The sequence below is a fragment of the Rhizobium sp. AC44/96 genome, from assembly GCF_001692185.1.
Lineage (GTDB): Bacteria > Pseudomonadota > Alphaproteobacteria > Rhizobiales > Rhizobiaceae > Rhizobium.
On the sequence record NZ_LXKO01000019.1, the window covers coordinates 15,362 to 35,608 of the forward strand.

Sequence of the window (20,247 nt, forward strand, 5' to 3'; positions counted from 1 at the left end):
TTGCTATTTATCATTCCTCTGACTACACACCCCGCGCGTCTGTGCATGGACTCAGCGCCAGTCTTCGGCGCGCTAAACGACTTGAAAGGCTTTTTCGATGGGTAGGTCAATCGCGCTCCTTTTTGCGTGTGCGGCGCTGGTTATTCTGGCGGGTTCCTTCATTGCGCCGGGTTCGGTCGCGGCAGTGAAGGGCGAGTGTTCGCCGGCTTATGGCGTAGACCCTTGCGAAACCGGTTCCATCAACCGGTAATGAAAAAGCCGGCCTGAGAGCCGGCTTTGTTGTCTCTTCGACAATCTCTGGACTGCCGCATCCGCGCCACCACGGCGCGAATGCACCGTATACCTCGCCTCAGGCGATCATGCCGGCTGCAGCCATGCCGAGCAGGACAGCGCCGAGAATGATGCGGTAGACCGCAAACACCGTGAAGCGGTGGCTCTGGATGTAGGACAGAAGCCATTTGACGGCGACGAACGCGACGATCGTGGAAACGACGAAAGCGATCCCAAGACCGGTCCAGTCCTCGTTTGCCGCGCCGCCATCCTTGAACGTCTTCAGCAATTCATAGGCGCTTGCCGCGTACATCGTGGGAATGCCGACCAGAAACGCGAATTCGGTCGCAGCAGCGCGATTGCCGGTACCGGCCAGCATGGCCACGAAAATCGTGGCGCCGGAGCGCGACGTTCCCGGGAAAACGCCCGCAACCACCTGGGCGATACCGACCAGGATGGCGACGTACCAGGTAATGCTCTTGTACTGCGGCCGGCGCGCGGCGATCCATTCCGCGAAAATCATCCAGAAGCCGCCGATGATCAGCGCCCAGGCGACCGGCGTCGCAGTCTCGGGCAGCTCGAAGCCAAGCTTCTTGACGATCAGGCCGAGGACCGCGGTGATCAGAAATGCGACGATCAGCTTGCCCGCGTAAGAGCGGTTTTTCGGGTCCCGCCAGCCGATCACGAGATCCCAGAGGCGGCGCCAATAGATGATGGTGACGGCGAGAATCGCGCCAGCCTGGATAACGATATTGAACAGATCGGACCGATGGCCCAGCCATTGTTCGGCAATGATGAGATGGCCGGTGCTCGAGATCGGGAGAAACTCGGTAATCCCTTCTACGATGCCTAGAATTACAGCGTTTATATAGTCCATATAATGTCTCCGGTTTAGAGTTTGCTCGGACCTGAGTTGTGCTCATGCCGTGGGGGGCGGCATCCGTCGCGTTCGACAAGTGTGTGGCGCGGGCCACTTGGCTGCTGGTGAGAGCTGTTCAGCGATGTCCACATCCTTTGTCAGGCGTTGGGCAGCCCGACTCGCTTGTATTGGAAGGGCCAAACTCCTATAGCTTCAACGAATGAGTCATGACTAGGGCGCTATGATTGTTGCGCCCCTGCAAGTGCGACCCACCCATCAAAAATCCGAGTCTCGATGCCCACGCTCTATCATCACCCCATGTCATCCGCATCACGCTTCGTCCGGTTGATCCTGACGGAGTACGGTTATCAGGCAGACCTGATCGAAGAACAGACCTGGGAGAAGCGCCGGGACTTCCTGGCGCTTAATCCGGCCGGCACGCTGCCGGTTTACGTCGACGACAGCATGCGCGCGCTCTGTGGCGCGAGCGTCATCTCCGAATATCTTGACGAGACGCATGGCGTCTTGAAGCGCGACCGGCGCCTTCTTGCCGAAGACCCCTTCCAGCGCGCCGAAATTCGTCGGCTGACGGAATGGTTCATGACCAAGATGGAGACGGACGTCACCAAGCCGCTCGCCCGCGAGCGTGTCTACAAGCTGCAGATGACGGCGGACCAGGGCGGCGGTGCGCCGGATTCGAAGATCCTGCGGACCGCGCGGGCCAATATCCGGCAGCACATGAAGTACCTCACCTGGCTTTCCGGCTCGCGCCAGTGGCTGGCGGGCGAACGCATGAGCTATGCCGACCTCGCCGCGGCTGCCTCGATTTCGATCCTTGACTATCTCGGCGAGATCGACTGGTCGGAATCGCCGATGGTCAAGGACTGGTATCAGCGACTGAAGTCGCGACCGTCTTTCCGTCCGATGCTGACCGAGCGCGTGCGCGGCCTGACGCCGGTTTCTCACTACGCCGATCTGGATTTCTGACGAGGGCCGTATGCCCGAACGAACCGCAGAGGCCAAGGAGCACAAACGCCGCGAAACCTTGACCGCCTTCGTGCGCGCGGAAGCGCAGGCGCTCGGCTTCGACCTCTGTCGGATCACGAGTCCTGACACCATTCCGGACGCGAAAGCCCGCCTCGGCGAGTTCATCGACGCAGGGCGGCACGGCACCATGGAATGGATGGCGGAGACCCGCGACCGACGCGGCGATCCCCGCACGCTCTGGAGCGACGTCAAATCGATTGTCGTCTTTGGCCTGAACTATGGTCCCGACGAAGATCCGCGTGGCATTCTGGACAAGCCGGACAAGGCGGCCATTTCTGTCTACGCTCGCAACCGCGACTATCACGATGTCATCAAGGGCCGACTGAAGGAGATCGCGACACGGTTCGCGGCCCGTGCCGGCGCTGACGTCAAGGTCTTTGTGGATACCGCGCCGGTGATGGAAAAGCCGCTCGCGGCGGCGGCGGGCCTCGGCTGGCAGGGAAAGCACACCAATCTCGTCAGCCGCGTGCACGGCTCATGGCTGTTTCTCGGCTCGATGTTCACCACCGCCGACCTTACGATCGACGCGCCGGAGATTGACCACTGCGGTTCCTGCCGGGCCTGTCTCGACGCCTGCCCGACCGGCGCCTTTCCGGCGCCCTACCAGATCGATGCGCGACGCTGCATCTCCTACCTGACGATCGAGCACAAGGGAGCGATCGACCCGCAGCTGCGACCGCTGATCGGCAATCGTATCTATGGCTGTGACGACTGTCTGGCGGCTTGCCCGTGGAACAAGTTCGCCCGCGAGGCGTCGGAGATGAAGCTTCAGGCCCGCGAGGATCTGAAGGAACCGTCAATCGGTTATCTGCTCGATCTCGACGACCCGACCTTTCGCACATTCTTCAGCGGATCGCCGGTCAAGCGGATCGGCCGCGATCGCTTTGTTCGCAACACCCTCATTGCAGCCGGCAATTCCGGCGACCGTGGCCTTATTGCGCAGTGTCGGGCGCTATCGGCAGATCCCTCGCCCGTGGTGCGGGGCATGGCCGTGTGGGCGCTATCGCGGCTGATGGAGGCTGGCGAATTCTCGACCTTTGCGGCACAAAGGCCGGCAGATGAGTCGGACGGCGACGTGCTGGACGAATGGAGACTGGCAGGAGCGGTGTGATGCATCTGGTGATTTTCGGCTGCGGCTACTCGGGCACGGCGATCGGCAAGGCGTTCCTGGCCAATGGCTTCCGCGTCTCCGGCACGACGCGCTCGCCGGAAAAGGCAGCAAGCCTCCGCGCCGCCGGCATCGACGCCTTTGTCTTTGACGGCGAGGTTCTCACCGACGACCTCCTTGCCGCCATGGCGTCGGCAACGCACCTCGTGCAATCGATCGCGCCCCGGGATAGCGGCGATCCGCTGATCCGACTGGCCAGCGGACGCATTCGCCAGCTCATGCCGGATCTTGCCTGGATCGGCTATCTCTCGACCGTCGGCGTCTACGGCGACCACAAGGGCAACTGGGTGACGGAGGACACGCCGTGCGTTCCGGTATCCGGCAGGTCCAAGGAGCGCCTTGAGGCCGAGGCTGCGTGGGCGGTTGCTGGGCAAGAGCTCGGCATCCCCGCCGCCGTGCTGCGCCTTTCCGGTATCTACGGGCCCGGCCGCAACGCTTTCTGCAATCTGCAACGCGGTACGGCGCGACGCCTGATCAAGAAGGATCAGGTCTTCAACCGGATCCGCGTCGAGGATATCGGGGCAGCCACGCGCTTTCTGGCCGATCGGGAACTGGGCGGCATATATAATGTGACGGATGATCGGCCCGGCCCTCCGCAGGACGTCATTGTCGAGGCGTCGCGCCTGATGGGCGTCGAGCCGCCGCCGGAGCAACCGTTCGAGACGGCGGAGCTGACGCCCATGGCCAGATCGTTCTACGGCGAGAACAAGCGGGTCTCGAACGCGAAGCTGAAAGCCGCCGGCTTTGCCTTCGAATTTCCGACCTATCCCGCCTCACTCGCGCAGTTGTTGCAGCAAGATCGCTGGCGCGGGTAGAAAAAACTCGGCTTTATGCTTCATAGATCGCATGCGATGGATCGGTAGGAAATTCCTACCTTCTCGCGCCGACAACCACTTTTCTCTCCAATTTATGGTTAACGGCCTCTGAATTTGCGCAAATGGGGCAAGAATTATGGCGCGCGCGCAAAATTATTTTTATTGATTTTGTGATCGCGGGTTGCGCGGAATCCCGCCTGCAAAAAATGTTCTAATTTTACTTGATTTCCTTAATCTTTTTCTACCTTCCCCTCTTGTCGGGCCTGTCGAATCAATTGCGACTCAATCACAAATGTTACACTCTGTAACATTGCGTGATCATTGGCGGCACTTTTTTGCCATTTTTCGACGGATTTAAGCCCCACCGCCCGCAAAGGCGCAAGTTCAACAGTAGAGGGACAATCCGTTTTGAAGAAAATCTGCCGTTCTATTATCGCCGCAACGACTATAGCAGCCTGTTCTACCATCCTTCCGATGGAAGGTTTTGCTGCAAATGGTTGTGGTGGCGCTTCATGGTACGCACTTCGCTCCAAAACCGCTTCCGGGGAACGCATGAACCCCACCATCAATACTGCTGCACACCGTTCACTTGCATTTGGGACGAAGCTGAAAGTTACCAACCGTAACAACGGCCGTAGTGTCGTCGTTCGCGTCAACGATCGTGGCCCGTTCATCCGCGGCCGCGTGCTCGATCTTTCCCGCGCTGCCGCTCAGAACATCGGCATGGTTAGCACCGGCACGGCAAAGGTCTGCTACGAAGTCATCGGCTAAGCGCCGCTACCGTATCCAAACGGGCCGCTTGCTCTTACCACCAATCGCGGGTAACCACGCGATTGAGACTTGTGAACAATCCGCTGCGTCAGTCGCGCTTCCTGCGGATTGTTCACAAGCCCGGTGTTTTGACCTTAAGCGATAGGAGCTGTTTAGATGCGGTTGGGCGGACGGCTCGAAGGGGCAATTTCGGTTCTTGCTGATATCGATGCCCGCAGACGGCCAGTTGCCGATGCGCTGAAAGACTGGGGTCTCGCGCATCGCTTTGCCGGATCCGGCGACCGGGCCGCGATCGGCAACATCGTCTACGACGCCCTTCGCATGCGCCTGTCCCATGCCTGGCTCATGGATGACGATAGCGCGTCAGCCATTGCTCACGCGGTCATGTTCCGCCAGTGGGGTTTTACGCCGGAAACGCTTTCCGCTGAGCTTACAGACGACAAGTTCGCACCGAGCCCGCTTTCCGAGGCCGCACTTTCCGCATTCCAAAGCCGACAGCTCGTTGATGCTCCTTCCTATATCCAGGGTGACATCCCGGAATGGGTTGTCCCGTCATTCGAGCAAGCCTTCTCCGACACATGGCTTGCAGAGGCACAAGCGCTTGCCACTCGCCCGACGCTCGATCTTCGCGCCAACATCCTGAAGGCTACCCGCGAAAAGGCCGTCAAGGCGCTGGAGCGCGCAGGCGCTCAAGCAGCAACCATCGCACGGTACGGCATCCGGATTCCGGCCGGCGAAGGTGCCTCTCGTCTTCCTAACGTCACCGCCGAGCTTTCGTTCCAAAAAGGTTGGTTCGAAGTTCAGGATGAAGGATCGCAGATCGTCGCGGATCTCGTGATGGCGAAGGACGGCGAGCAGATCCTCGACTATTGCGCAGGCGGCGGCGGCAAGACGCTCGCCATGTCGGCCGCCATGCACAACAAGGGCCAGGTTCACGCCTATGACGCCGACCGCAAGCGGCTGGCGCCGATCATCGAACGGCTGAAGCGCGCCGGCACCCGCAACGTGCAGGTCCACGACGATGCCAGGGATCTCAAGAGCCTGTCCGAACACTGCGATAAGGTTCTCGTCGATGCGCCCTGCACCGGTACCGGAACCTGGCGCCGTCGTCCCGATACCAAATGGCGCCTGACGACAAAGAATCTCGATGAACGCACCTCCCAGCAGCAGGACGCACTGAAGCAGGCGAGCGCGTATGTCCGTCCGGGCGGAGAATTGCTCTACGTCACCTGCTCGGTCCTGCCGCAGGAGAATGAAGAGCAGGTTCGCGCCTTCAGCGTCGCACATCCGGAATTCGAGATCGTCAGCGCGATTCCCGATTGGGACAAACTGTTCGGCAAGGACAGCCCGCGGCCGCGCTCGTCGGACGGCAAGACGATCACGCTCACCCCCGCCTCGACTGATACCGACGGCTTCTTCTTCAGCAAGCTGCAGCGCAAGGGCTGACCCGGTATCGCGAATGCCGAAGACCGGGCGTCGCCGAGCGACTCGCGGTCGATGCGCTTTGTCCATATCTCCCTGAATCACAGGCCTACGTGCCAGCTATTTTGCGCCAGCCCAATTCTTAAAACCGTTCCAAACTAGATTATTTGACACCAGTTTACTTTTGCGCGAAGAGACGAAGCCGGATTCAGACGGAACGTCCGTCACAGGAGAGGACCATGAAACTCAACAGGAATTTTTACGCAGCGCTGGCGCTGGTGGCGACGCCGATTGCCGTTTCCGCCGTTCCCGCAATCGCAGCACCGGATGCTGCAGCTGTGGTCAAGCATTATACAGAAGTCGGCCACGCGAAATATGAAGACGCGCTGACGACGGCCAAGGCACTCGACGTTGCCATTGACGCGTTCCTGAAGGAGCCGACGGATGCGACGCTGAAGGCGGCGCGCGCAGCATGGATCAAGGCTCGCGTCCCCTACCAGCAGACGGAAGTCTACCGCTTCGGCAACCCGATCGTTGACGACTGGGAAGGCAAGGTCAATTCCTGGCCGCTCGACGAAGGCCTGATCGACTATGTCGACGCCTCCTACGGTACCGAAAGCGATGAAAACGCGCTCTATGTCGCCAACGTCATTGCCAACAAGACGATCAAGATCGACGGCAAGGATGTCGACGCTTCGAAGCTGACGCCCGAATTTCTTTCCGGCACGCTCTCTGGAGCTGGCGGTGTCGATGCCAACGTCGCGACGGGCTACCATGCCATCGAATTCCTGCTCTGGGGCCAGGATCTGAACGGCACCGGCCCAGGCGCCGGCAACCGTCCTGCCACCGATTATGACCTCAAGAATTGCACGCACGGCAATTGCGACCGCCGCGCCGAATATCTGAAGTCCGCCTCGAGCCTGCTGGTTTCCGATCTCCAGGAGATGACCAACAACTGGGCTCCGGATGGCGAAGCGACCAAGCATGTCGAAGCCGACCCCAAGGCTGGCCTCGTTGCCATACTGACCGGTATGGGCTCGCTCTCCTACGGCGAACTGGCCGGCGAGCGCATGAAGCTCGGCCTGATCCTGCACGATCCGGAAGAAGAGCATGATTGCTTCTCCGACAACACCTACAACTCGCACCTCAACGACGCGATCGGCATCGCTGCCGCTTACACCGGCAACTACACCCGCGTCGACGGCACGAAGATGAAGGGTCCGTCGCTGCACGATCTCCTCGCGGCCAAGGACAAGAAGCTCGACAAGGAAATGCAGGGCAAGCTCGACGCTACGCTGAAGGCCATGAACGCCATGGCGAAGCGCGGCGAGACCGTCGAAAAGTACGACCAGATGATCGGCGAAGGCAACAAGAAGGGCAACGCTGTTGTCCAGGCTGCCATCGATGGTCTCGTCAATCAGACGAAGTCCGTGCAGCGCGTTATTGCCGCACTCGATCTCGGCACGGTCAAGCTTGAAGGTTCCGACAGCTTGGATAATCCTAGCGCCGTCTTCAAATAAGTGAAAAGGCGGGCCGCTCCGTTTGCCGGAGCGGCCCGAACTCCCAAATGTCGCCTTTCCCGGCTCGTCGTCTTCTCAGTAGCGCAGCATTCTGCGCCGCGATTGCCGGTTTTTCCGTCGCCCTGGCGTCCGGTTTCGATCTCCCGACCAAGCGGACCGACCTTTCCGATACCGACGCAAAACGCGTCGCCGATGTGACGCGGCCGACCACCGACTTTTCCAAGGCCGAACAGTACGAAGCGATGCAGGCGGGCGGCGCGACCTCCATCGATCCGGTCACGCACCGTGCCTTCTCGCATATCTCCGCCAACATTCCCTTCGAGGAAGAACAGAACTTCAAGCTGGGCAACGCGCTCTTCAAGAAGCTCTGGGTGTCCGCGCCCTCCTCGACGCAGGCATCGGATGGCCTCGGGCCGCTTTACAATGCTCGCTCCTGCATGAGCTGCCACGTCAATGACGGGCGCGGCAAGCCGCCGGAAAATGGCGCCATTTCGCTTTCCATGTTTTTGCGCCTGTCTCGCACGGCTGCGACGCCCGAAGAGCAGCGCTCCGTCGCGAACGCCGATATCCTCAACTTCCCCGATCCGACCTATGGCCACCAGTTGCAGGAACTCGCGGTGCCGGGCCTTGCCTCGGAAGGCCGGATGGCGATCCGCTATACCGAAGAAACGGTCACGCTCGGCGACGGCGAGAGGATTTCGCTGCGCAGGCCGACCTATTCGGCCACGGACCTCGCCTATGGCCCGTTGAATGCCGCCACGACAATCTCGCCGCGCGTCGCGCCGGCCATGATCGGGCTGGGCCTGATCGAGGCGATACCGGAAGCGGACATTCTCGCGCACGCCGACCCGGACGACACGAATGGCGACGGCATCCACGGCAAGGCCGCCATCGTTCGCGACCACCGGACCGGCAAGATTGCCCTCGGACGCTTCGGCTGGAAGGCCCAGAATGCGACGGTGCGCGATCAGAGCGCCGACGCCTTTTCCAATGACATTGGCATTTCCACCCCGGACAAACCGGACGCGCACGGCGACTGCACGCAAGCCGAGGCAAAGTGCCTGATAATGCCGACCGGCGTCCAGAAGCGCCTCGGCAACGAGGAAGCACCCGGGCCGATCCTCGACCTGGTGACCTTCTATTCAGCCAATCTGGCGGTGCCGGCACGGCGCAAGGCAAGCTTTCCCGAGACGTTGAGGGGCAAGCAGATTTTCTACGAAAGCGGCTGCATTTCCTGCCATGTGCCCAAATTCGTCACCCGTCGCGACAGCACCGACAAGGCGCAATCCTTCCAGCTTATCTGGCCCTACTCCGACTTTTTGCTGCACGACATGGGCGACGGCCTTGCCGATGGACAACAGGTCGGCCTGGCAAGCGGACGTGAATGGCGCACGCCGCCGCTATGGGGTATAGGTCTGACCCAGACTGTCAGCGGACACAGCTTTTTCCTTCATGACGGCCGTGCCAGAAGCCTTACCGAGGCGATCCTATGGCATGGCGGCGAAGCACAAAAAGCGCGCGACGCTTTCGCATCCCTGCCCAGGGATGATAGGCAGGCACTGATTACATTCCTGGAGTCTCTTTGATGCGCCTTTGGCACCCCATCGTCCTTTCGTTTGCCCTTGCTTCATCCGCCTTCGCACAAGATGCCGCGCCACAGGTCGGGCTCAATGAGGACGCGGTTCCTGCTGTGATGCAGCGCGCCGTCGACGAGGTGATCCGGCCGGGCTACCGCAATGCGCAGCAATCGGCCGCGCGACTGACGACCGCGATGAAGGACTTGTGCGACGACGGCACGCAGCAGACGCTTGATAAGGCGAAATCGGCCTTCGACGACACGATCCGCTATTGGTCGACCATCGAGATCGTTCAGGTCGGCCCTGTCATCCAGGACAATCTCTTCGAGCACATTCTCTTCTATCCCGATCGCAAGGGCGTTGGCCTGAGGCAGGTGCAGACGCTGATCGCCAAGGCCGATCCAAAAGACACGACGGTCGATGCGATCGCCGGCAAGAGCGTGGCGCTGCAGGGCCTTACGGCGCTGGAGTACGTGCTTTACGGTGCGGGCTCCGAGGACCTTCTCAAGCAGAAGAACGGTTTCCGCTGCCTGTACGGCGCAGCCGTTGCCGGCAACATCCAGCGCGAAGCCGGCGAAGTCGTCGCAGCGTGGGAAAAGCCCGATGGCGTCCAGGGCAGCTGGAAGCATCCGGGGCCGAAGAGCGAAGACTTCATGGACAACAAGGAAGCCGTGACAGCGCTGCTCGGCATCCTCGTTCACGGAGCCGAGACCGTTCGCGATCAGCGTCTCGAACAGTTCTACAAGGGCAAGGACAGTTCTCCCAAGCCGAAGATGGCCATCTACTGGCGCTCGAAGAACACGTGGAAGTCGATGGCGGCCAATCTCGAAGGCCTGCGGACGCTCTGGCAGAAGGCCGGCATGGCCGAGCTGCTGCCCGCCGACCGCAAGCCGATCGCCGAGGCAATCGACGCGAACCTGAAGTCGCTGCTGGAGACGGTCCCGAAGCTCAATCCCGACATCGAGGTCGCGACCAGCGATGCCGAGAAGGCAAAGCTTGACGCTCTGCTCGTCAGCACGCGCGAGCTCATCACAAAGATCAGCGACGACTACGGCTCGGCCATCGGCCTGTCGGCCGGCTTCTCCTTCTCGGACGGCGATTGACTGATGTGGAACAGTTCGGCGATTGACCGGCGTCGTTTCGTCAAAGCTGCCGGGCTCGGTTTTCTGGCCGCCCTGCAGCCGCGCGCCCTGATGGCGCTTGAGCGTGCCGACGCCGTCTATGCCTCGGGAATGCGCGATGCCAACGGCTCCTATGCCGTGGCTACGGTGACGGAGCGTGGCGAGATCGTCGATCGCGTTGCTCTGCCGGCGCGAGCCCACGGGATGGCATTCAGTCAGGCGACGGGCAAGACCGTCGCCTTCGCGCGGCGTCCCGGCACCTATGCAATGATCTTCGATGCGCACGGCACGACCGATCCGATCGTGATTGCCTCTGTCGAGGGCCGTCATTTCTACGGCCATGGCGCGTTTTCACCGGACGGTCGCATCCTCTACGCGAGCGAGAACGATTTCGACGCCAATCGCGGCATGATCGGACTATACGACGCCACGAACCGCTTTGCGCGTATCGGCGAATTCGAGACCTATGGCGTCGGTCCGCATGACATGACGGTTACCGACGACGGGCGGATGCTTGTTGTCGCCAATGGCGGGATTGAGACACACCCGGACACCGGCCGGACGAAGCTCAACCTGACAAGCATGCAGCCGTCGCTGACGCTGATCGATTCGGCAACGGGCGGGCTGATCGAAAACCATGCCCTGCCGCCGCAATGGGCACAGGTTTCGACGCGCCATGTCGATATCGACGATAGCGGGCGCATCTGGTTTGCCTGCCAGTACGAGGGCCACCGCAACGACCTGCCGCCGCTGGTGGGATCGTTCGCCAAGGGCGAAGACCTTCGCTTCGTCGAACTGCCCGAGGAGACGACGCGCAGGCTGGCAAACTATGTGGGTGCGATCGCCGTGAACCGGAATGACGGCCTTGTGGGGGTTACCTCCCCCAAGGGCGGCGTTGCCGTGACCATCGATGCCCGCAGCGGCAAGGTGCTCAGCGAAACGACCGTTCCCGACGCCGCCGGCATCGCGCCGGCGACGGACGGTTTTGCTGTGTCATCCTACGACGGCGATTTCCTCGGGTCGCGCAGCAGTGTCGCCTGGGACCAGCACATCGTGCGGATCGCGCCCTCACGCCGTCTGTGACCACGTTTTCTGCTCTGACGTGATCGCGGCGGCCGCGACCTTTGCCGCGTCGGACAACCAGGTACCGCTTCGCGCCTTGATGTCCTGCTCGATTGCCGGCCCGACGGACGGATCGCTTGCGTGACAATTGCCGATCTCGAAGCCCATCAGATCGAGCATATCGGGCGAGAGCAACAGGCCCGGATTTCGATCGATCTCGATCTTCGTGCTGTTGGGCGAGAGACGCCGGACGAGAATGGAACCCTGCAGCTCATAGTGCGGATCCGCACACCGCATTCTTCCGGCGGCGATATCGACGGCGTGGATTGCGCGATCTGCCGGATTGTGCGCCAGCGACCATGCCGACTGCAGCATCGCCTTTGCTTCCCGCAGCACCGGTCCACCCTGCCAATCCACATAGGCGACGAAACGCGGGCGACCGAGGCTGCCGGTTCCCGCCGTGCGCGGCTTTGGAACAAACGCGGGAGAGTTGCTTGGCAGTGCTGCTTCCAGCGCCCGGTGATAGGCGGCAGGCACAGGCTTTTCCGCTGGGCGCAACGACGCGAACTTGTCCCAGAACTCCTTGCGCTCGGCATCGGGCAGCAGCAGCGCCTTGCGCAGCCATTTATGATCGCGTTCGAGGATGACGGGCATCGGCGCGGCGATGGCACGACGATAGCCAGTGAGGATGGGCTCGGCGATCGCATGCGCGGCCGGACCATCGCTGCCGCGCGCCAGAAGCGCGCTTGCCGTCAGGCGGATAAGGTCGAAGGCATAGGGCATAACGGCCGCATCGTCGAAATCGTTGGCGCCCCACACCAGCCGCCCCTCGGCATCGCGCCAGGTGCCGAAGTTCTCCAGATGGGTGTCGCCGATGGCGAGCACCTGTGGCGCAGCCTTGAAATCGGGGCAGACATCGAGAATCGTCTCCGCCCACCGCCAGTAGGTCGCGCGCAGGAAGACGAAGCCGTTTGTCTTCATCTTCGCGTGCTTGCGCGCAAGATCGTTCTCGACAAGGTCGCTTCCGAGTTGTTGGCGTAGCCAGGCCTCGTAGGCTTGCACAGACTGTGAAAAGGTTGCCATGCCGGCTCCTCGAAATATCGATCCGGCGCAGAATATACCCACCCCTCCGCGGGGCAATCGAGATGCAGAGACTGCGCGCTTAAATCGCAAGGATGCTCGATCTGGCAGGTCGCAAGCACCGCCCTATTTCCCGCGCATGAGCAGAGCCCTGACCTACATCATCTTCGTCGCCATCGCACTCGGCGGCGGTTTGGCCATCGGCATCAACAATCTTCCAGGCGAGTGGTATCAATCGCTTGCCAAACCATCGTTCAATCCTCCCAACTGGATCTTCGGTCCGGTTTGGTCGGTCCTCTACGTCGTGATCGGCATTGCCGGCGCCCGGACATGGCTGCGCGGGCATCTCTCCGTGGGCATGCTGATCTGGGCCTGCCAGATGGTTCTCAATTTTCTCTGGTCGCCGTTTTTCTTCGGTCTGCAAATGCCGCCCGTCGCGCTGGCGATCATCCTTGTCCTGCTCATGGTGGTTCTTGCCTTCATCGGAAACCGGTGGCGCGCCGACCGGGTCGCGGCATTGCTGTTCGTTCCCTATGCGGCGTGGGTGGGTTTCGCGACCGTGCTCAACGCGTCCATCGCCTATTTGAACTGAACCGGCGCAAGCGCCCCGCTGTCCTCTCCGTGCCTTAACATCTTCGGTTTGCACTGGAATTATGCCGGCTACGCCCGCCCGGAGCGCTTGTCGAACACTGCGCGCCGTGCCACTTTCGCGCTGGCAAAGGACAGGACACATGACCAATAACGACAATGGCGACTTCCGCGAACGAATCCGCCAGAATTTTGCGCGACAGGCCGCGCTGCACACCATCGGCGCTGAGCTGACGCGGGTCGAGCATGCGATGGTCGAAATAGAGCTGCCCTTCGATGTGAAACTGACGCAGCAGCACGGCATCCTGCATGCCGGCGTGATTTCGGCTGCGCTCGATTCCGCCTGCGGTTTTGCGGCCTACAGCGTGATCGACCCGGACGCGTCGATCCTGACGATCGAATTCAAGGTCAACCTGATGTCGCCGGGGCGCGGCGACCGCTTCCTGTTTCGCGGCGAGATCACCAAGCCTGGATCGAACATCATCGTCGCCGACGGAAGAGGCTATGCGATCAGCGATGGACCAGCCAAGCTGATCGCTTCCATGACAAGCACCATGATGATCATCCGCGGCAGAGAGGGAATTACGGGATGAAGTTCGAACTGAAATCGGTCGCCGGCAAATCCATTTTGTTCGTGATGGCGGCCGAGGCCGAATACGGTCCCTTCCTGCGCTCGCGGTTCGAACCTCTGATGACCGGCGTCGGCCCGGTGGAAGCGGCCGTCGTGCTCACCCGGGCGCTGACGGAGTTGGACCACGGAGGCGACTTGCCGCAACTGGTCGTTTCGCTCGGCTCGGCCGGCTCGTCGAAGCTCGAGCAGACCGAGATCTACCAGGTCACCTCCGTCTCCTACCGCGACATGGACGCCTCGCCGCTCGGCTTCGAGAAGGGACGCACGCCGTTCCTCGACCTTCCGGCCACGGTCGAGCTGCCGCTCCGGATCCCCGGCATCGCGGAGGCGAGCCTGTCGACGGGCGGCAACGTCGTCTCCGGCACGGCCTATGGCAGCATCGCCGCCGACATGGTCGACATGGAGACCTTCGCCGTGCTGCGCGCCTGCCAAGCCTACCAATTGCCGCTGATCGGCCTGCGCGGAATTTCCGATGGCGTCGAGGAGCTGCAGCATATTTCCGGCTGGACGGAGTATCTGCACGTCATCGACCGCAAGCTCTCCTACGCTGTCGACAGCCTGTTCACGGCGCTTGAGGACGGTGTCTTTTGGTTCTAAAACCCTTTAAAACGGGGACAATCAGCACAATAAAATGTTCGTGCGGCGGATTTCCCGCATTGCAAGACCGGGTGCTTTTCATTAAAGGCTCGCCATGACCCAGACAGCACATCCCGACAGCGTTCTCATCGTCGATTTCGGCAGCCAGGTAACCCAGCTGATCGCGCGCCGCGTGCGCGAAGCGGGCGTCTACTGCGAGATCGTTCCCTTCCAGTCCGCCGAAGAAGGCTTCAAGAGCCTGAAGCCGAAAGCCGTGATCCTGTCCGGCAGCCCGGCCTCGACGGTCGACGAGGGTTCGCCCCGCGCCCCCCAGATCATCTTCGACAGCGGCCTTCCCGTTTTCGGCATCTGCTACGGCCAGCAGACGATGTGCATGCAGCTCGGCGGCAAGGTCGAGAGCGGCCATCACCGCGAATTCGGCCGCGCCTTCCTTGAAGTCGACGAAGACAGCGAGTTGTTCGAAGGCCTCTGGTCGAAGGGCTCGCGCCACCAGGTGTGGATGAGCCATGGCGACCGCGTCACCGCACTTCCCGAAGGTTTCAAGGTCGTCGCGACTTCGCCGAACGCGCCCTACGCCTTCATCGCCGACGAGAAGCGCAAATATTACGGTGTGCAATTCCACCCCGAGGTGGTCCACACCCCCGATGGCGCCAAGCTGATCGGCAACTTCATTCACAACATCGCCGGCATCAAGGGCGACTGGTCGATGTCGGCCTACCGCCAGAAGGCGGTCGAAGAGATCCGCAAGCAGGTCGGCGACAAGCGCGTGCTTTGCGCTCTGTCCGGCGGCGTCGACAGCTCGGTTGCGGCTCTGCTGATCCACGAGGCGATCGGCGACAAGCTAACCTGCGTGCTCGTCGACCACGGCCTGATGCGCAAGGACGAGGCGGCCAATGTCGTCGCCATGTTCCGCGAACACTATAATCTGCACCTGATCCACGTCGACGCGGCCGACAAGTTCATCGGCGAGCTCGAGGGCGTTTCCGACCCCGAGACCAAGCGCAAGATCATCGGCCGCCTGTTCATCGAGACCTTCGAGGAAGAGGCCAAGAAGCTCGGTGGCGCCGATTTCCTCGGCCAGGGCACGCTCTATCCCGACGTGATCGAAAGCGTTTCCTTCACCGGCGGCCCGTCGGTGACGATCAAGTCGCACCACAATGTCGGTGGCCTGCCTGAACGTATGAACATGCAGCTCGTCGAGCCGCTGCGCGAACTCTTCAAGGACGAAGTGCGCGTGCTCGGCAAGGAGCTCGGCCTGCCCGATAGCTTCATCGGCCGCCACCCCTTCCCGGGTCCCGGCCTCGCGATCCGCTGCCCCGGCGGCATCACCCGCGAAAAGCTGGAGATCCTGCGCGAAGCCGACGCCATCTATCTCGACGAAATCCGCAAGGCCGGTCTCTACGACGCGATCTGGCAGGCTTTCGCCGTGCTGCTCCCGGTCCAGACCGTCGGCGTCATGGGCGACGGCCGCACCTATGAATTCGTCTGCGCGCTGCGCGCCGTGACCTCCGTCGACGGCATGACGGCGGATTTCTACCACTACGACATGGAATTCCTCGGCCGCGCCGCGACCCGCATCATCAACGAAGTGCGTGGGATCAACCGCGTGGTTTACGACGTGACCAGCAAGCCGCCCGGCACGATCGAGTGGGAGTGATGCTTAGGGGCTGATTGCCTCGTGCTGATCATGATGCCGCCGGCGTGATGCGCCTGGCGGCATTTTTGTTGCGAGCTGCCTTCCGTTGTGTGACTGTTAACGGGTTGAACTTGAGTTGACAGTCAACGCAATCGGGCGGCTCTTTAAATGGCTGAAGCCGAGCTCACACAAGACCAGCTTGCACTCCTAGATGCGTTTGTAGCCGCCAAGGATTACCTGAGCGCGTTTAAGCTCCTGACCGGAGCATCCCATTTAATTGACGACAACCTACTTCGCTTCTTAAACGGGTGGTCTCGCGAGCATTATGCGCGGTCGCAATTCGAAAGCGCTGCGACCATTGCCGACCTTGCCTTGCTTGTCGGCGAACAGGCCACCGTGCCCACGCGCATCGACCTGTGTATTTCACTCGGCCAAAGCCTGTCCCAGTTAACTAGACGCGAAGACAGCGCTGCGTCGGCTTATCAACGCGCGATCCTGGAATCGGAACAAAACGAAACGCTGTATAGGCGCCCTCTCGCCAAGGTTATGCTGGCGCAATTTCTACAAAGAGCAAACGATCCCGAGGGTGCCCGACGCCTCTTGGAAAGTGTCCCAAAGGAAGTGCTGTCTCCACAGAGCGAGGCAGATGAGGAGGTATTGTGGACCGCGATGAGGTTCTACGCGTTGGCCACCCGCGACTGCTTGTTCGGACACGGCACCGTCCTTGACGATGCACAAGCGGAACGACTGGTTGAGGAGATGCTGGCCCTCGTGCCCGCATCTCACGTTGCCGATATCCCTCATCGTCTTGGCTTGGGGAGAAGCGACGACATTGAGCAGCGCTGGGCAATCGCCAAGGCAAAAACAAGCATCGTTGTGACAGATTTTCACCCCGGCGAAAGCGATTTTCTATCCTTCCTGCAGGGTATGATGGAAGGGTTCGCTAAGCGCAATGGTCCTGGGCCGGCGCCACTCACGGCGACGAAACTGCCAAACACAAGTGTGCTGACCGACCGCGTCATCAATCAATTTCCTCATTTTTCGGTGTTCATAACACGAAGCGGAGTGCGCCGACGGCCGGAGGCGGCTTCCATCGTGGTCCATGAATTCGTTCATTACTGGACCTTTCTTAGTAGTCTCGGAGGCTATTTCAGCGCGCTTGCCGCAGAGTTGCTATTACTGGACAGCATTCTGCGGCACAGTTTTTCCCTCGAGCGGGGTCCCGGAAAAGACCATTGGGTGGTGTCCGAAGGACAATCGGCGGCCAATCGTGCCTCAGCACTGCGTGCCGTCCGCAGGCTGACGAACTTCCAGAAGAAGGTACGGCTATTTTGGCAAGCATGGAGACCCTGGGCGGAAGGGCTTTCATTGTTTGCCGAGATCGATCTGGACCTCACCGAAAGCGGCGACATCCTGCTTCCAATCACGGCATTCCTATCGGGCCTTCCCGATTATGTCGCCGACATCGATGAGGACAGCCCATACGAGGTCGAAGAATCGCCGGAGAGCGCTTTATACAGGGTATTTGCATCCGCTGAAGCGCTGCAGCGCGAAGTTCGCGACAAAGTCGGCGGAATGCACCGGATCAACCTGTATTTGGGAACCAGTCAGGGCGGCAATGAATCCTACTATTTTTCGGGATACGCGCTTATCAATACCCTTTGGCGCCGCTGGACTGATCGGGCCCCGGCGTTCCAAAACACGGTGGTATTCATGCGTGCCATACTGTGGCTAAGCCATTCGGCGTTCGACGACCTCGTTCCCGACTGGCGACAAACGCCTGCCGATTTCGCCGCAAGCCTGCAAGAAGCCCTAAGAACCTTTTTGGTAACGCTTATGGAGGTTTCAACCGAGCGTCTCACCGATCTGGCTGAAGCAGCCGGTGGCACGGGATCTCAGACCTATGACGCCTGGTATTTCATACGGGACGGCCGGACCGATATTCACTCTCCGCGCCAGTGGGATAAACGCATGAAGGCGCTCTATGCCGAGATATCCGCAAGCTTCTGGCGCGATCCCGACCACTATTCCACCGAGACCGAGCAAGCGCGTGAAGCGCTGTTGAACTCCATGCTATCTGCATCAAGACTGCATCTGCTCGGCGAGAGCACATGTGAGATTCGATTGCTTGACGAGACGCGCCATATCGCCATCGTCGCGCGCTCCATTGTCGGCGGCTCTTCCAGTGCCCTGTCCTTTAAGCTCGAGGACGACGTCTTCGAGCGGTTAAGAAATGCCGCCGCCAGCAGCGAGAACGGAGAGGGCCGATTGCTGCAATTTTGCCTAGCCAAACACCACCCGGTGGTCCACGAAGTCTACCTATTCCCTCTTGCGCTTTGCTTCGGCGACACCTTCGAGGTTTTTCATCTATCGGCGATCGCTGAAGGGTCGGATCTTGCCGTCACTCGGAGCGATATAGATCAGATGCGCGCCTTCATTGAAACCGATCGCCAAACTACGCGTGACGATCTCCAGCAAATGCTCGGTGGCCGGATTTCTCTCGCCGAAGCATTCTCTCCGACGCTCGATACGACTGACGGTGGCCAACTTGACCTGGCGGAATGGTCGGACGCTTTCGACGTTTGTTACTTGGGCAGCGTCATGACGGGCGAGCCGTCGGACATTGATAATTTCCGGCTTGAGAGGCTGAATACACTGATGCCGCCACGTGGTGCCAACCGCAACGCACTGCGCGATGCCTTGAGACATCTCATACGGCGCGACGCCCCTGCAACGCTGGACGAACTGGCCAAGGCTTCGCGAACGAAAGTTGACGAGATGGACACAATCCTCAATGATTTTCAACAGGCGGGGCGAAAGCTCGGGCAGGAGTTCATCGGCTTTGACGGCGAACTCATACGGTTCAATGGGTTTCGCTAGGCCGGCAACGCTATCGAGACTGATCAGTTCCAAGAGGAGAAACGATATGCATCTCGAACTGCAGTTACCTGGTCCAGTTCTGCTGGATATCTATCGCTCGGTCGCGAAAAAGCCGGTAAATCCCGATGGAGTTGCGGCGTATGCACCTGGTTTCAGCGCTGTAAGAACATGGTTCGATGCGATATGGGATACCGTTCAGGATGCAATTGCGGACGTTTATCAACAAGGCGACGCCAAGATCACGGAATGGACAAACCGTATTCGCGACAAGATCGCGCTGGCCAAACAAGAACTCGGTGATCAGGCTGAGCAGTTGGTCGCGATGTTGCAGGAAAACTTGCTAAAGGCCGCGCAGAACGTTCAAACCGCAATGATCAGCCTGTTGCCGACATCTTTGAGCATTCGATCCTCAGATATGCCGCTGAACGAACTTACCGTTCAATATCAGCTGACAGTTGGCGCCGATGTGACAGCAGCGGTTGCCGCGGCGTTGCGCATGTCGGCCGGCACAACAGTCAGCGTCTCGGCGAAATACGCGCTGTAATCAATTCAAATTACCGCCTGGCACAGCGCCTAACCACCCCTCAAAACAACGACTGCTGCACCGGCTTCGGCCGCGCCAGTTTCACGCCTTCCAGTTCCAGCATGCGCGCCTTCGACACCGAGCCGCCGGGCGCCGAGAAGCCGCCGATCTTGTTGCCGGCGGCGAGACTGCGGTGGCAGGGGATGATCAGCGTGACGGGGTTCTTTGCCATGGCCTGGCCGACGTCGCGGGCGGCTTCGGGGCCGTGGCCGAGCTCTTTGGCGAGCGCGCCGTAGGTGGTCGTTTCGCCCCAGCGCAGGCGGCGGGCGGCGGCGTAGATTTCGCGGAAGAAATCATCCTGGTCGGCGAGATCGAGCCCGAGATCGGAGAAGTCGATCGGTTCGCCGGCGAAGTAGCGCTTTACGGCGGCGATGGCCGTTGTAATCTCAGGCGTCGGGGCTGCCGGCTCGGCATCGGGGACGCGGCGCAGCAGCAAGCGTTCGGTTCCATCAGCGCTTGATGTCGGCAGCTGGAAGCGGGTGATGCCGATGGCGTTCCATGCGATGCCGCAGAAACCGCCCTGGAGAAGCTAACCCAAGTGCGTCATGCCCGTCTTCAAGGGTAGGGGATCAGCCTCCCTCTTGCAAATGCGCCATGAACACTTCGGTCGGTGTCCTGTA

19 protein-coding genes are annotated in these 20,247 nt (G+C 60.7%); 15 read left to right on the forward strand and 4 right to left on the reverse strand.

Translation table 11 applies throughout. The features are described 5' to 3' along the window. Positions 1 to 349: 349 nt before the first annotated feature. The gene (locus A6U87_RS16990; RefSeq protein WP_065692477.1) at positions 350 to 1,147 is read right to left on the reverse strand and encodes an undecaprenyl-diphosphate phosphatase; all 798 of its coding nucleotides are present in this window, start codon (positions 1,145 to 1,147) and stop codon (positions 350 to 352) included. Between the two features lie 276 nt (positions 1,148 to 1,423). Between A6U87_RS16990 and A6U87_RS16995 the strand changes: the two genes are divergently transcribed. From A6U87_RS16995 to A6U87_RS17005, 3 genes are read left to right on the forward strand one after another with little or no spacing between them, the layout of a single operon-like run. Then, entirely contained in the window at positions 1,424 to 2,116 is a 693-nt protein-coding gene (locus tag A6U87_RS16995) for a glutathione S-transferase family protein (protein ID WP_065692478.1), read from the forward strand. A gap of 10 nt (positions 2,117 to 2,126) precedes the next feature. Then, positions 2,127 to 3,287 (forward strand): tRNA epoxyqueuosine(34) reductase QueG, encoded by a 1,161-nt coding sequence (gene queG, locus A6U87_RS17000; RefSeq protein ID WP_065692479.1) that lies wholly within the window; start codon positions 2,127 to 2,129, stop codon positions 3,285 to 3,287. Beyond that, the gene (locus tag A6U87_RS17005; RefSeq protein ID WP_065692480.1) at positions 3,287 to 4,159 is read left to right on the forward strand and encodes an SDR family oxidoreductase; all 873 of its coding nucleotides are present in this window, start codon (positions 3,287 to 3,289) and stop codon (positions 4,157 to 4,159) included. Before queG ends, A6U87_RS17005 begins: the two co-directional genes overlap by 1 nt. A 230-nt stretch (positions 4,160 to 4,389) precedes the next feature. Here the strand turns inward: A6U87_RS17005 and A6U87_RS30470 are convergent, their stop codons facing one another. Beyond that, a complete protein-coding gene (locus A6U87_RS30470) occupies positions 4,390 to 4,713 on the reverse strand; it encodes a hypothetical protein (protein WP_244499523.1) in 324 nt (107 codons plus the stop codon). Here A6U87_RS30470 and A6U87_RS17010 point away from each other — a divergent pair. The 6 genes from A6U87_RS17010 (at position 4,607) to A6U87_RS17035 (ending at position 11,653) form a co-directional block, all read left to right on the forward strand. Beyond that, positions 4,607 to 4,930, forward strand: a complete 324-nt coding sequence (locus tag A6U87_RS17010; protein ID WP_244499522.1) for a septal ring lytic transglycosylase RlpA family protein — start codon at positions 4,607 to 4,609, stop codon at positions 4,928 to 4,930. The genes A6U87_RS30470 and A6U87_RS17010 overlap by 107 nt on opposite strands. A gap of 156 nt (positions 4,931 to 5,086) precedes the next feature. Beyond that, positions 5,087 to 6,376 (forward strand): RsmB/NOP family class I SAM-dependent RNA methyltransferase, encoded by a 1,290-nt coding sequence (locus tag A6U87_RS17015; protein ID WP_065692482.1) that lies wholly within the window; start codon positions 5,087 to 5,089, stop codon positions 6,374 to 6,376. A gap of 215 nt (positions 6,377 to 6,591) precedes the next feature. Further along, the gene (locus A6U87_RS17020; RefSeq protein WP_065692483.1) at positions 6,592 to 7,872 is read left to right on the forward strand and encodes an imelysin family protein; all 1,281 of its coding nucleotides are present in this window, start codon (positions 6,592 to 6,594) and stop codon (positions 7,870 to 7,872) included. A 47-nt stretch (positions 7,873 to 7,919) separates the two neighbouring features. Then, positions 7,920 to 9,458 carry a di-heme oxidoredictase family protein gene (locus A6U87_RS17025; RefSeq protein WP_065692484.1) on the forward strand — a complete coding sequence of 513 codons (1,539 nt, stop codon included), beginning with the start codon at positions 7,920 to 7,922 and terminating at the stop codon, positions 9,456 to 9,458. Next, positions 9,458 to 10,552, forward strand: coding sequence for an imelysin family protein (locus A6U87_RS17030; RefSeq protein ID WP_065692485.1), 1,095 nt, complete (start codon positions 9,458 to 9,460; stop codon positions 10,550 to 10,552). Before A6U87_RS17025 ends, A6U87_RS17030 begins: the two co-directional genes overlap by 1 nt. A gap of 3 nt (positions 10,553 to 10,555) precedes the next feature. Beyond that, positions 10,556 to 11,653, forward strand: coding sequence for a DUF1513 domain-containing protein (locus A6U87_RS17035; RefSeq protein ID WP_065692486.1), 1,098 nt, complete (start codon positions 10,556 to 10,558; stop codon positions 11,651 to 11,653). On the opposite strand, the gene A6U87_RS17040 is transcribed toward A6U87_RS17035, so the two are convergent. Beyond that, positions 11,639 to 12,715: a DUF2252 family protein gene (locus A6U87_RS17040; protein WP_065692487.1), complete on the reverse strand. Its 1,077-nt coding sequence runs from the start codon at positions 12,713 to 12,715 to the stop codon at positions 11,639 to 11,641. The two genes, A6U87_RS17035 and A6U87_RS17040, sit on opposite strands and share 15 nt — an antisense overlap. A gap of 136 nt (positions 12,716 to 12,851) precedes the next feature. Here A6U87_RS17040 and A6U87_RS17045 point away from each other — a divergent pair, with 136 nt between their 5' ends. The 6 genes from A6U87_RS17045 to A6U87_RS17070 all read left to right on the forward strand — a co-directional run bounded on the left by A6U87_RS17045 (position 12,852) and on the right by A6U87_RS17070 (position 19,588). Continuing rightward, entirely contained in the window at positions 12,852 to 13,304 is a 453-nt protein-coding gene (locus tag A6U87_RS17045; protein ID WP_065692488.1) for a TspO/MBR family protein, read from the forward strand. A 139-nt stretch (positions 13,305 to 13,443) separates the two neighbouring features. Next, positions 13,444 to 13,893 (forward strand): PaaI family thioesterase, encoded by a 450-nt coding sequence (locus A6U87_RS17050; RefSeq protein ID WP_065692489.1) that lies wholly within the window; start codon positions 13,444 to 13,446, stop codon positions 13,891 to 13,893. Beyond that, on the forward strand, positions 13,890 to 14,528 hold the full coding sequence (locus A6U87_RS17055; RefSeq protein ID WP_065692490.1) for a 5'-methylthioadenosine/S-adenosylhomocysteine nucleosidase: 639 nt from the start codon (positions 13,890 to 13,892) through the stop codon (positions 14,526 to 14,528). Before A6U87_RS17050 ends, A6U87_RS17055 begins: the two co-directional genes overlap by 4 nt. Before the next feature lie 94 nt (positions 14,529 to 14,622). After that, positions 14,623 to 16,185: a glutamine-hydrolyzing GMP synthase gene (gene guaA, locus A6U87_RS17060; protein ID WP_065692491.1), complete on the forward strand. Its 1,563-nt coding sequence runs from the start codon at positions 14,623 to 14,625 to the stop codon at positions 16,183 to 16,185. Between the two features lie 147 nt (positions 16,186 to 16,332). After that, complete coding sequence (locus tag A6U87_RS17065) at positions 16,333 to 19,044, forward strand: hypothetical protein (RefSeq protein ID WP_065692492.1); 2,712 nt, start codon at positions 16,333 to 16,335, stop codon at positions 19,042 to 19,044. 46 nt (positions 19,045 to 19,090) lie between these two features. Continuing rightward, positions 19,091 to 19,588, forward strand: a complete 498-nt coding sequence (locus A6U87_RS17070) for a hypothetical protein (RefSeq protein WP_065692493.1) — start codon at positions 19,091 to 19,093, stop codon at positions 19,586 to 19,588. A 40-nt stretch (positions 19,589 to 19,628) separates the two neighbouring features. Here the strand turns inward: A6U87_RS17070 and A6U87_RS17075 are convergent, their stop codons facing one another. Beyond that, positions 19,629 to 20,132 carry a methylated-DNA--[protein]-cysteine S-methyltransferase gene (locus A6U87_RS17075; protein WP_065692494.1) on the reverse strand — a complete coding sequence of 168 codons (504 nt, stop codon included), beginning with the start codon at positions 20,130 to 20,132 and terminating at the stop codon, positions 19,629 to 19,631. Between the last annotated feature and the right edge of the window lie 115 nt (positions 20,133 to 20,247).